Source organism: Tenacibaculum sp. MEBiC06402, assembly GCF_049239625.1.
GTDB lineage: Bacteria > Bacteroidota > Bacteroidia > Flavobacteriales > Flavobacteriaceae > Polaribacter.
Genome location: NZ_JBMKKT010000086.1, coordinates 1 through 13,448, shown reverse-complemented (window position 1 = coordinate 13,448; position 13,448 = coordinate 1). Strand labels below are relative to the sequence as shown.

The following is a 13,448-nucleotide window of genomic DNA, read 5'->3' as shown; positions in this document are numbered from 1 at the left end:
CGTTAATCATGAAAAGAATTTTTCAATCGATATTATATATTGTATTTGTTTTTGTGAGCTTCTGGGCGATCATAAAAGCAGTACAGGCCTACGAAAATCCATTCAGTTTATATGAAAATCCATTGGTGTGGACATTAATAACCTTTTTAGGTTTAGTGGTTCTAGCCAAAGAATACTTTAGTGTTACGATGCAAAAAATTGCAGAGGAACTAAAAATGGAGAAAGAAGGAATTGTTCCTGAAGAAGTAGATGAATGGGCTTGGGCAAAAAAACTTTTAAAGCGCTGGACAAAATCTCGTGAAATAAGTGAGGAAGAGGAAATCATCTTAGATCATAACTATGATGGAATTAAAGAGTTAGATAATGTTTTACCACCTTGGTGGGTGTATTTATTCTATGCAACAATTGTATTTGGAGTTGTGTATTTAATCCGTTTTCATATTGCTGGAGGAGACACTCAAGAAATGGAATATGAAAAAGCCATGGCAAAAGCAAAATATGAAATGGAACAGTACAAGAAAAAAACACCAAATACTTTTGATATTGAAAGCGTAGCCTTGTTAACTGAGAGTGCTGATTTACAAAGAGGAAAAGCTGTTTTTAATCTAAACTGTGCTTCTTGTCACGTTCGTGATGGTGGAGGAGGTATTGGTCCGAACTTAACCGATGAATATTGGATTTTAGGAGGAGGATTTAAAAATGTCTTCAACACTATTTACAAAGGAGGTAGAGACGGGAAAGGAATGGTAGCTTGGAAAGGTGTATTAAAACCTCAAGATATTCAAAAGGTAGCGAGTTATGTAATCTCTTTAGAAGGAACTACTCCTGCAAAACCAAAGAAACCACAAGGAGAAATCTGGACTGGAGAGGAAGAGTAAAAATATTCGAAATAATATAAAGGAAATAGTTAACTGTAATAATTAGTTTTTTAATAGGTAACAGATGGAAACACCCGAGGGAGAACATTTCAGAGATAGTATTGGGACTATAGATAAGGAAGGTAAGCGTGCTTGGGTGTTTCCTAAAAAACCTAGTGGAAAATATTACAAGTATCGAAGCTACGTCAGCTATGTTTTATTATTCTTTTTATTTATTTCACCATTTATTAAAGTAAAAGGAAACCAGTTTTTATTGTTCAATGTAATTGAGCGTAAATTTGTAATTTTTGGTTATCCTTTTTGGCCACAAGATTTTCATTTGGTAGTAATATCAATGATTATTGGTGTTGTGTTTATCACACTTTTTACAGTGGTATTTGGTAGAGTTTTTTGCGGATGGATTTGTCCGCAAACTATTTTCCTAGAAATGGTATTCAGAAAAATTGAATATTGGATTGAAGGAGATCGTGGGAAACAAATGCGACTATCAAAACAACCTTGGAATGCAGACAAAATAAAAAAGCGCCTTTTAAAATGGTTCATATTTTTCTTCATTTCATTCTTAATTGCGAATGTTTTCTTAGCCTATATCATCGGAAGTGATAAACTGTTGTTATACATTCAAAACGGACCGTTCAATCACGTATCAACTTTTATTGCTCTACTGATTTTTACAGGTGTCTTCTATTTCGTATTCGCTTGGTTCAGAGAGCAAGTTTGTATCATCGCTTGTCCGTACGGAAGATTGCAAGGTGTATTACTCGATAATCAATCCGTTGTTGTTGCATACGATTATAAACGTGGAGAAAAAGAAAAAGGTCGAGCTAAATTCAATAAAAAAGAAGACAGAGCAGCTTCAGGTAAAGGAGATTGTATTGATTGCAAACAATGCGTACATGTGTGTCCAACCGGAATTGATATTCGAAATGGAACTCAATTAGAATGTATTAATTGTACTGCTTGTATTGATGAATGTGATACAATGATGGAAAACGTAGGATTACCTAAAGGATTAATCCGCTTTGCTAGTATCGACAATATTGAGAAAAAAAGTCCTTTCAAATTTTCAGCTCGTATGAAAGGATATGCAGCTGTACTTTTTGTTTTATTTGGAGTATTAATCGGAATGTTATTCTTAAGAAATGATGTCGAAGCAAAAATATTCAGATTACCTGGTCAGTTGTATGAACGAAAGGATAATGGAATAATCAGTAATGTATATTCTTACAAAATAATCAATAAAACAACAGAAGAGATTGGTGATATAACCTATAAATTATTATCACATGACGGAAAGATTGAAGTAGTAACACATCAATCATTTGCAGTTCCTAAGCAAGGAATGGCTGAGGGATCATTGTTTATTGAATTGCATCAATCACAATTAAAGAAAGATAAAATAAAATTAACGGTTGGAGTTTATAGTAAGGATAAACTTATCGAAACAACCACCACAAATTTCCTCGGACCGAGAAAGTTTTGGTAAACTAAAAAGCACAGAATATGAAAATTAATTGGGGTACAGGCATTGTAATAGCAATAATTTCATTCATAACATTTATTATGTTTATGGTGGTTACAATGGTGAGTGATAAAGCTTATAATCACGATTTAGTGACAGATAATTATTATCAGAAAGAATTAAAGTATCAAGACAATATTGATGCATCTAAAAATTTAAATAAGTTAAAAAATCCATTGTTGGTTCAGAAAGTATCCAAAGGAATAGAAATTATTTTCCCTAAAGATTTGTCTCCTGAAAAAATTAAAGGAAAGGTCTTTTTATATCGTCCATCAAACAAAACATTAGATAGTGAAATAGAAATCAATGCAACTCAGCATCCTTTAATAATTTCGGATGAAGTTTTGGTAAGTGGTCGTTGGGATATTGTAATCGATTTTACCTACAATAATCAAAAGTATTTTCATAAAGAGGAAATCATATACTAATGCTATATACTGCGTTCATATTAGGTTTGTTAGGAAGTTTACATTGCTTAGGAATGTGTGGGCCAATTGCATTTATGCTACCGTTGGATCGAACAAACCAAGTAAAGCAGTTCTTTCAATTAATGAGTTACCATAGTGGACGCTTATTTACCTATGGATTATTAGGTATAATCTTTGGATTACTAGGTAGAGGGTTTGAGTTGTTTGTCTTTCAACAATACTTATCCATTTTTACTGGAGTTTTAATGATTGTAATTATACTTTTTCCAAAGTTGGTGTATCAACTAAAAGCAACAAAAACATTAAACTCATACATTACCAAAGTAAAATCTGCCTTAGGAAAAGAACTCAAACAAAAAAGAAATGATACATTTTTTGCTATTGGTTTTTTAAATGGTTTTTTACCATGTGGATTAGTGTATATGGCGCTTATCGGAGCCATCGCAACGCATTCAACTTTATACGGAAGTTTATACATGATTTTATTCGGTTTAGGAACCATTCCATTAATGAGTTCAATTGTGTATGTAGGTAAATTCACCAACTTAAAATTGAATCGTTATTTCAAGAAAATAATTCCAGTTCTTGTAGTTACTATAGGAGTCCTGTTTATACTACGAGGATTAGGTTTAAATATTCCTTATATTTCTCCATCTGCGGCAGTTAGCAATCTAGTGGAAAGAAATGCTACTTGTCATTAAAAATAGTTTTTGAGCATGACAATTGTCATAGTTTTAAAGGGTTACCTAGTGTACTTTTACACTATAATCTTTTAAAGCTTAGTCAAATGAAAAAAATTATTGTACCTGTAGATTTTACTTTACATTCTGAAAATGCATTAAGAACTGCGGCCTTTTTTGCCAAAAAGTTTGAAGCTGAAATTTTGGTTGTACATATGTTAGAAATAAGTACACCCGTTATTAGTGCTTCACCATCTTATGTAAATGAACAAACTATTTTTGAACTGAAATTAGCCGAAAAGAAATTTAATAGTTTTTTAGATAAACCGTATTTAGAAGATGTAAAAGTTACACCAGTTATAAAACATTATAAGAGTTTCAGTGATCTTCATAGAACTGCAGAAGAGGAGAAAGTCGATTTAATAGTTCTATCATCGCATGGAGCAACAGGTTTTAAAGAGATGTTTCTTGGCTCAAATGCAGAAGTAGTTGTTCGTAACTCAACAGTTCCTGTGTTAGTTATTAAAGGTCTTCCAATAGATGATGTGTTTAAAAAAGCAGTTTTTGCATGCGATTTTTCTGACGATTTTATTGAACCCTTCAAAAAGACTAAAGAAATTCTAGATTTTTTTAATTGTGAAATGCAATTGGTATACGTAAATACACCAGGAGCGAAATTCAGAACAACCAAAGAAAAGAATGAGCGAATTGATAAGTTTTTAAATAAATTAGATTTAGATAGAGGTCAATTAGAAATTGCTGAGGTTGCAGATTACACCATTGAAGAAGGTATTATGGAATTCGCAAAAGTCAATGAAAGCGATTTAATTGTTATGCCTACTCATGGTAAACATGGAATTGAGCATTTCTTCGAAGGAAGTATCGCTGAAGATGTTGTAAATCATGCAAAATTACCTGTATTAACAGTTAAAATGTAATTATAGTTTAATCAATTTAAAATAGATAATATGATTAAAAATAAACCGATAACTGTTATCATGACTGATAACCCAATCACTTTAAATTCGGATGACGATTTAACAACTGCGGAAGAACTATTTAAAATTCATAATATTCGTCATATTCCAATTGTTCAGGGAAGAAAAGTAATAGGTATGTTGAGCCATACAGATCTTATGAGGGTGAGTTATAAAGATAGTATCGAAGAGTATGAAGCTGAATTTGATACTGTTTTGAATAGTGAATTTACTATAGAGCAGGTAATGACTAAAAATGTAGTTGCCGTTACAACCAGAACAACCATAAAAGAGGTAGCTGAAATTTTATCAAAAAGAGAATTTCATGCCTTACCTGTGCTCGAAAACCAGGACTTAATAGGTATCGTTACAACTACTGATTTAATAAAGTCTTTATTAAATCAGTAAGCTAATAATGTGTAATTTATATATAAGGTTTAAAATTTTGTTAAATGCGTAAAATCGATTTTTATATTTTAGTTTGTTTATTTAATTTTATAAAAAATTAAACAAAACAGGTGATCATGGATATAGTAAACGAAGCAATCGCTTTTGAGAAATCAAAAATGAAAAACATGTCCACTAGTGATAGAGTAGTGGCATCAAGAGAAGCTAAAAGATTAGTATTGGCATTAAACGAGGTTTACAAAAAAACCAAAGATTCAAAACTAATGGATATAATGAAGCAAGTTACTGCCAAGAAGAGAAAGATTGAATCAAGATTAAAAGGGAAACCTTTATTATAAATACACTCAGTAGTTTTTCAAGTTGATTTAGTTAGGTTAAACATGTTCGAATAATAAAACATTCGAACATGTTTTTATTTTTAACTTTGGCATATAAATTGATAATAATATATTGCTAACAGACGTGTTAGCTTCTTTTTCATAGCAATTTTCCCACTCAACACCTCAGTTGGGTGGGTTTTTTTATGAATAAAATTGTCATTTAGAAACTCAAACTTCCTTTTTAGAAATTCATTAATTAGTTTGCTAAATGTTACTGATATCTTTGTGCATTAACTAAATTGTTCGAAAATCCGTTTTTTAACGTAGCTTTGGTTTATGAGAATTATTGTAGCTCTTATCATAACATTGTTTGCTGAATTACTTTTAGCACAGGAGCCAATTTCTATACATCTTACGGAGAAAGAAGGATTGCCTACAAAAGAATCTTACAGTCTTTTGGAAGATGACGAAGGTTTTATTTGGCTTGCTGCAGAAAAAGGATTGTTCCGATATGATGGCTTCGAGTTTAAATTTTACTCACATCCTGAACAGGTTGGTTTATCGGTATTTTCGTTAACTAAAGATGAAGAGAATACCATTTGGTATACTAATTTGGCGAGTCAGATTTTCTGTGTAAAAAATGATGAAGTAATTCTTTTTAAAAGCCTAAAGGATTTCTTTAAAGGAAATCTCGCAAGAATTCTAGTCCATAAGAATCGTTTGTATTTATCGCAAGTAGGTAAATTAATTGTTTTAGATAAGAACACAGGGGAAATACTTTTCAAATCAAAAAAGGATAAAACCCATTTTCATAGTACTTTGATTATAAAAAATGATATTGTTTATTCATTTAACTCTAAAGGAAGACTTTTCGAGTTAGACAGCAATTTTGTTATTAAAGATCAAAATAGAAAAGTTCCGATTAGTAAAAATCGCCATAGAAGAGCCTATTTAAAATGTTTAAAAAACAATTTATTCCTAATTTCATTTAATAATGATGGAACTTCAGATAAGATTATTATAAATCCAGATCTCGATAAAAAATTTGAATTTACTCATTCAACAACGAAAGACAATTATTTCATTCAAGAAATTCAAGTTATAAACGAAGAGTTATTTATAATGACTAATAGAGGTGTATATATCTATGAAATTGAAAATGATAAGTTCATTTTTAAGAGAAAAATGCTTGATGGAGTCTCCACTACTGATGTTATTCAAGATAAAAATGACAATTTATGGATAACTACACAACACGAAGGTATTCATGTATTTCCAAATCTTGATTTTAAATCAAATTTAAAGTTAACTGAAAAAAATGGTTTGCGTAAAATGTTAAAAGGTAAACCAAACGAAATATTTTTAATAGGGAAGAAAAATGAATTCTTTCTCTACAATACAATATCTAATTCAGTAAAAAAATTAAACTACCCTGATTTTGAAGATATAAAATATGTTTTTTATAATACTTCAAGAAGTAACTATTTCATTCAAGGCTCAAGACAAGTACAGTCCTTTTCATTAGTAGATGATAAGATAAAACTTTTGAAGTCATATAATAATCTTAACGCAAAGGATCATCATTATCTAACAAATGATAGTTTATTAATAGCTACTGGTAATAAATCAATTTTATTAAATATAAACTCTGTTAACAATAACTGGGACAATTCTCATTTAATTTCTACGACGCGAACTTATAGTTGTTTTAGTGATAAAAACTCCAATAATTATTACATAAGTGGTGTAAAAGGATTGTTTCATTATGATAAAGACTTAAAACCTAAAAAAGAAATTACTTGGAAGAACCACTCAATTTATATTAGAGATATTATTAGTACCAAAGACGGCACTATTTGGTGTTTGTCTTTTAAAAATGGTTTTTACAAAATTGTTGATAATAAGATTGTTAAGCAGTATACTTCAGAAGAAGGCTTATTATCGAATATCAATAGTTTTTTTAGAGAAGATACTCGAAATAATTCGATTTGGATTGCCGGAGAAAAAGGAATTCAAGAGTTTAATTATAAAAAAGAAACATTTCAAAATTTAACGAAGAAGAATGGAATTCCTTCTTATGAATTTACGGGATTAGAAATTATTGAAGACAGATTATACGCAAGTACCTCACAAGAATTATTTTCGTTTGATACAAAAACAGTTTTTGATGCAAATAAAGTATTAAAACCGAGCCCGTATTTCAGTTTTGTAAGTATTGATAATGTTCAAGAAAATTTAGCTAAGTCGTATTCAATTCCAACCGATGGTAAAAAGGTCGAAATTGGTTTTAATACCAATGGGTTTTTATCTAGTGAAAATATTTTATATGAATACAGATTATTGGATAAATCCGATAAAAACAAAGATTGGGAAAAAGAAACATCAAAAAGTAATAAAGTAATTTTTAATAAACTCCCACAAGGAAAATATACCTTCCAGTTGAGAGCAAAAAAAGGAGATGTGTATTCTGATATTCAGGAAATACAGTTCAATGTTAAAGGAGTTTTTTATAAACAATGGTGGTTCTTTTTAGGCTTAACGATTATTATAGGATTTCTAATATGGAATTATTTTAATCGTAAAAACAATGAATTAAAAGAGAAACAAAAGCTTATTATAGACAAGCAAAGCAAGGAGTTAGAGAATATTTTTTTGAAACTAGAAAGTCTACGAAGTCAAATGAATCCTCATTTTATTTTTAATGCTTTAAACTCGATTCAAGATTACATTTTAAATAATGAGAAAAAGTTGGCAAGAACTTATTTGGTTAAATTCTCTCGATTAATACGAATGTATTTAGAGCATAGTCAAAGAGATAAAATTTCTTTAGAAGAAGAATTGGCGGCCCTAAACTTTTATTTGGAACTTGAAAAAGATCGATTTCAAGATTCATTTTCATATCAAATTATAGTTGATGAAAAATTAGATAAAGAACTAGTTGGAATTCCTACTTTTTTAATTCAACCTTACGTAGAAAATGCAATTAAACATGGATTGTTACATAAGAAAGAAAACAGAAAATTAGAAATTAAATTCTCAATCAATAATCAATCAAACATTTTACATTGCTCAATAGATGATAATGGAGTTGGTAGAGTAACGTCAAATGAAATCAATCAAAGAAAAGCATTTAAACCAGTTTCTTTTTCTTCTGAAGCAAATGCTAAACGAATTGATCTGCTAAATAAAACAAGAAAATACCCTATAAAATTAGAAATTAAAGATAAATACAATGATGCTTTAGAATCTCAAGGAACATTGGTTAATATAGATATTCCTTTAGAAAATTAAAGTGTCATAAATAAAAGTTCCCATATGAAAGCTGTTATTATAGATGATGAATTAAAAGCAAGAAGTGTTTTAAAAACATTAATAAGAGAAGAGTGTTCAAAAATTAAAGAGATAAAGGAAGCTGACGATTTACTTGGCGGAGTAAAACTTATCAGAGAGTTCCATCCAGATATTGTTTTTCTTGATATAGAAATGCCTGAGTATTCTGGATTAGAAATCTTAGATTTTTTAACCGAAGAAGAGGTAAACTTTCAAATTATTTTTACCACAGCCTATAATCATTATGCTATTGAAGCATTTAAATTGAATGCTGTCGATTATTTGTTAAAACCAATTGATAGTGATGAGTTAAAAGAAGCGATCGATAAGGCCGAAAAGTTAATTGGAAATAAAGACATTCATAAAAAATTGAACGAGCTAAAAATTAGTTTAAACGAATCTAATTTCAAGAAAATTGGATTACCTAATAGTAATGGAATTAAGTTCGTAGATTTTAATGATATCATTATGTTAGAAGCCGACGGAATGTATACAAAAGTTGCTACAACCACGGAAGATGTTTTGGTAAGTAAACCATTAAAGTTTTTCGTAGATACACTTCAAAAAATTAAGACTTTTTATCGTCCACATCGATCGTATTTGGTAAATCTGAAATATTTACGTGAGTATGTCAAGAAAGACGGAGGTTATATTATTATGGAGAATAATAAATCGGTTTCTATCTCTAAAGATAAAAAAGAAGAGTTTTTAACTATTGTACAAAGTATATAGTATAAAGCTCTTTTAATCAATATTTTAAAAATCCGCGTTATGCGGATTTTTTTATTGCTGAATTTGATATGTTCTATTCAAATGCTTGGAGTGTTTCAGAAGTTGATATGCTCATTTCGGAAAGTAAGTGCAAAAATAACAAGAGGATTCCTGCAAATTTGAGGTATCAAAAACTAACAAAAATATTACACGATGAGAAAATTTAATAAAAGGAGTTTTGTAATGCTGTCTTTAGCATTATGCACAATATTTTGCACAACTGATGTCAATGCTCAATTTTTTAAAAAGGTTAAAAAGTCCTTATCAAAAAAATCAAGTTCTAAAAAGTCAAGTTCTAAAAGTTCTTCTAGCGATAAAAGTGTTAAATCTGGAGGAGTTCAATTTGTTTCTAAAAATAAAATGAGTTCGAGATTTGCAAGTGGTTTTACGAATTTAGAAATGCGTACAGCTAAGGAAACAAATAGAGGAAAAGAATATGAAGTATATCATTTTGGAGCTGAGAATAAACTAGCTTTTAAGTTGTATCCTAGATTTGCTAAAGATGAATATAGTAGAGGTTTCGATGGTGTTTATAGTAGTCTTTTTGTTAAGGAAGGAGAAGAAGTTTTTCATATTGATGAACTAAAAGATGTTACAGATCAAAGTGGAACAAAACATTCATTTACTCCAGTTCCTTCGCCGTCAAAAAGAGTCATTAAAACACCAGATAATGTTTATCTAGTATATGCCTTTGATGGAGGGAAAAAAATTGGAGGAAAATATCCTTATTATGCATCATCAAAATCTAAAATTGTTGGCCCATTCGTAATTGCTGCACCAAGTGCTGAGAAATTTGATGAGTGGAGTGGAGAGAAAGCATTGAACTATGTGAAAGATTTTGAAAAAAGAGTGAAAATAGGATGTTTTAAATTCTTACCTAAGGAAGGTAAATTGCATTCTCCAGAGTTGGCAAAACTATGTGAAAAAGCTATCTACAAAAAGTTAAAGCAGTACAAGAATAATGCAAATCTTGAAATTAGAAAGTTAGTTATTTATTCTGATGAGTGGAAGGAGAAAATGGATAGAGTTACTGATGAAGTTACCGATAGACAGTTAATTGCATACTATGTTTACGTAAATGGAGATGATACTGATATAACAGCAGCAAAGATTAACCAAAAGAATACAGATAACGGTTTTTCTAAAGATTTGGTAATTGAAAGATTATACTCAGATAAGTTTTCTAAAGACATTCCGGTAAGTCTAGTGAACAAATATTTTAAGAAATAAAAAAGATACTATTATAGATTAATAGTGTGTAGATTATTTAGGGGATTAAGCCTTGCAAATTCATTTTGCAAGGTTTTTCTGTTTAAAAATTTTATCGAAAAGTAATCATTAATGCTATAAAAAAGAATGAGATACGATTCAGCAACTGAAAACCTACTTTCAGAAGTTGTCCATTAAATTTTTAAGAGTAATACAACATTTTTGTGCTATAAAGGACTTAAAAAACAAATCATGAAATTAAAATTACTCTTTCTATTATTACTAATTAGTAATATCACTTTTGCGCAATGGCAGGTAGAGGGTGGAGCTCAATTCACCAATGATGCTACAGATCTTGCTATTACATCTGATGCTAATGATGTTCCGTATGTTGCATACGCTGATAATACGGACGGTTTAGTACATGTTAAAAAGTTTGACGGTACAATTTGGGTTGATGTAGGCGCTAATGCAACAGGAGTTGTAATTCCAAGTTTAATGGCTATTGCAATTAATCCAGTAACAGGTCATCCATGGGTTGCTTATAGAAATAATTCTACAAGCAGACTAGATGTGATTAGGTTTGATGGAACAAATTGGGTAACAGAAGTTGCTTCTTTAACAAGTTTTGATCCACACAGTAAAACAATACTTAAGTTTTCTGCTACTGGTCAGGCTTTTGTTGGAACTTCAAAGGCTGGTTCAAGTATAACGAACAATTTATTTTACTTATACTCAAATAGAAGTGGATCTTGGGCAACTGAATTTAATAGAGATATTTTTGAGCATAGTTATGATTTAATTTCTGAAAATGATTTAGTTGTTGGTTGGGGATATAGATTCGGAAACTGGAGACCAAGAGCAACAAGATATGGATATGATGGAGGAGCATGGAATATTACTTCAAATACTTCCTATACTCCTGCAGGTGGAGCTAATGCTTACATGTTTACAATGGCAGGTACCTCAGACAAAATAGTTCATCATTATAATTACCAAGGTTCTGTTCCAACTAATAGAATCGAAATGATTGGAGGAACAAGACCTACAGGTGCTGATAGTCCAAGAAAAAGAACTTTATTCTTTGAGTATAATAATTTAGATAATAATTCTTACGCTTTATATTATAATAATAGTGAGGATTTAATTATCAATCAGTATAACCAATACTTAAATACTTGGACTGACTTAAATATTGGCTTAAACTTTACGGGTGTAGATCCGAAAGCAAAAATTACTATGAACAATACTGGAGATAAAGTTTATGTGGCATATTTAGATAATAATAAAGTGACTGTTCAGTATTACGGAGTTATTGCTCCAGCGACACAGGTCTATGTTGATATTGATGCAACTGGTAATAACGACGGTTCGTCTTGGACTGATGCATACACTAACTTACAAGATGCAATCGATAATACAAATTTACCAACTCAAATTTGGGTAGCTGAGGGAACATATTTACCAACAAGTGGTTCAGGTAATGCAAGGACTTTTAAGTTAGAAAATAAAGCGGCAGAAATTTATGGTGGTTTTAATGGAACCGAAACAGCCCTAGATCAAAGAGATTTCAGAAATAATGTAACTATTTTATCTGGTGATTTGAATGGAGATGATAACGCAAACATCAATAATAGTGAAGCGACAAGAAGTGATAACGCTTACCACGTAGTTTCATTAAAAGGTACTGGAAACGGAACTGTTATTGATGGATTTACAATTTCTGATGGAAATGCAAATGGGCCAAATGATACTAGTTGTACTACTTCAGCAACAAATCAAGATGTTGGAGGTAGAGGAGGAGCTATTATTGTGCAACCATTCAATGCTGGTCGAATAAATGCGGTAATTCAGAACTGTATTTTAGAGAATAATACAGGTTCGGAATACGCTGTTTATACGCAGTTTAATCCATGTGGACAGCAAAATATTGTTGGTGATGTTGATTTTAAAAGCTGTATTGTAAGAAATAATTATTCAGATACTCAATCTGCTTTCTTATTTGCAGGAGCACAACAATTCACACAATATGGTAGAGGTTCTGTGGTTAATAGTCTTTTCCATGGAAATGTATCAGGGTCAAGTGCTTCTTGTATGCGCTTAGTTACTAGTTCTGGTGGAAATACTACTGGTATTGATGTTGATATTATAAATACAACATTTGCTAAAAACACAGGAAACTTAGGAAATGTAATTAAAATGGATAGAGCTGGAAATACTACTATAAAAAATAGCATTATTTTCGATAATGGTTCTGTAACTCCATTTTCAATTACAACAAGTGGTTCTTCTGTGAGCAATTCTATTGTTCAAGGAGGTCAAAGTGGAGGTATGGCTTCAGACCCATTATACACAGATGCTGCAAACAATGATTTTACTTTACAAGCAGGTTCTAATGCTATCGACGGAGGTTTAACTGCAGATTTACCATCTGATATTATAGAAGATTTAGCTGGAAACACCAGAGTTTCAGGTGGAGCTGTAGATATGGGAGCATATGAGGTTGCTGTAACGCAATACACATTAACTTTAAATGCAACTGATGGATCAATTTCACCAAACCCGACAGGAGGAACCTATGATGACGGCACTTTAGTTACTTTAACGGCTACACCAGATGCAGGTTTTGAGTTCACAGGATGGAGCGGAGATGCTAGTGGAACAACGAATCCATTAAATATTACTATGGATGCTGATAAAACGGTTACTGCCAACTTCAGCCCAATTCAGAGAACATTAACGGTTAATGCAACTGACGGAAGCGTTACGGTAGCACCAAATTCTGGAACTGGAACTTACGACGATGGAAGTGTCTTAACGTTAACAGCTACACCGGATGCAGGTTTTGAGTTCACAGGATGGAGTGGAGATGCTAGTGGAACTACAAATCCGTTAAATATAACTATGGATGCTGATAAAACGGTT

The 13,448-nt window shown here is 31.1% G+C and carries 11 protein-coding genes; all 11 read left to right on the top strand.

Going from position 1 to position 13,448, the window contains the following annotated elements:
- Window positions 1–8 precede the first annotated feature (8 nt).
- Window positions 9–878: a cbb3-type cytochrome c oxidase N-terminal domain-containing protein gene (locus ACOSP6_RS03985; RefSeq protein ID WP_422094238.1), complete on the top strand. Its 870-nt coding sequence runs from the start codon at window positions 9–11 to the stop codon at window positions 876–878.
- A gap of 64 nt (window positions 879–942) precedes the next feature.
- Window positions 943–2,364: a cytochrome c oxidase accessory protein CcoG gene (gene ccoG, locus ACOSP6_RS03980; RefSeq protein WP_422094239.1), complete on the top strand. Its 1,422-nt coding sequence runs from the start codon at window positions 943–945 to the stop codon at window positions 2,362–2,364.
- A gap of 17 nt (window positions 2,365–2,381) precedes the next feature.
- Entirely contained in the window at window positions 2,382–2,828 is a 447-nt protein-coding gene (locus tag ACOSP6_RS03975) for a FixH family protein (RefSeq protein WP_422094240.1), read from the top strand.
- Window positions 2,828–3,529, top strand: a complete 702-nt coding sequence (locus ACOSP6_RS03970) for a sulfite exporter TauE/SafE family protein (RefSeq protein ID WP_422094241.1) — start codon at window positions 2,828–2,830, stop codon at window positions 3,527–3,529. Before ACOSP6_RS03975 ends, ACOSP6_RS03970 begins: the two co-directional genes overlap by 1 nt.
- An 86-nt stretch (window positions 3,530–3,615) precedes the next feature.
- Window positions 3,616–4,446: a universal stress protein gene (locus ACOSP6_RS03965; RefSeq protein ID WP_422094242.1), complete on the top strand. Its 831-nt coding sequence runs from the start codon at window positions 3,616–3,618 to the stop codon at window positions 4,444–4,446.
- Between the two features lie 60 nt (window positions 4,447–4,506).
- Entirely contained in the window at window positions 4,507–4,893 is a 387-nt protein-coding gene (locus tag ACOSP6_RS03960) for a CBS domain-containing protein (protein WP_422094243.1), read from the top strand.
- Between the two features lie 116 nt (window positions 4,894–5,009).
- Complete coding sequence (locus tag ACOSP6_RS03955) at window positions 5,010–5,231, top strand: hypothetical protein (RefSeq protein WP_422094244.1); 222 nt, start codon at window positions 5,010–5,012, stop codon at window positions 5,229–5,231.
- 318 nt (window positions 5,232–5,549) lie between these two features.
- On the top strand, window positions 5,550–8,504 hold the full coding sequence (locus ACOSP6_RS03950; protein ID WP_422094245.1) for a histidine kinase: 2,955 nt from the start codon (window positions 5,550–5,552) through the stop codon (window positions 8,502–8,504).
- Between the two features lie 24 nt (window positions 8,505–8,528).
- Window positions 8,529–9,275 carry a LytR/AlgR family response regulator transcription factor gene (locus tag ACOSP6_RS03945; protein WP_422094246.1) on the top strand — a complete coding sequence of 249 codons (747 nt, stop codon included), beginning with the start codon at window positions 8,529–8,531 and terminating at the stop codon, window positions 9,273–9,275.
- A gap of 192 nt (window positions 9,276–9,467) precedes the next feature.
- Window positions 9,468–10,544, top strand: coding sequence for a hypothetical protein (locus tag ACOSP6_RS03940; RefSeq protein WP_422094247.1), 1,077 nt, complete (start codon window positions 9,468–9,470; stop codon window positions 10,542–10,544).
- A 231-nt stretch (window positions 10,545–10,775) separates the two neighbouring features.
- A partial coding sequence (locus ACOSP6_RS03935) for an InlB B-repeat-containing protein (protein WP_422095698.1) occupies window positions 10,776–13,448 on the top strand: 2,673 nt, incomplete at its 3' end.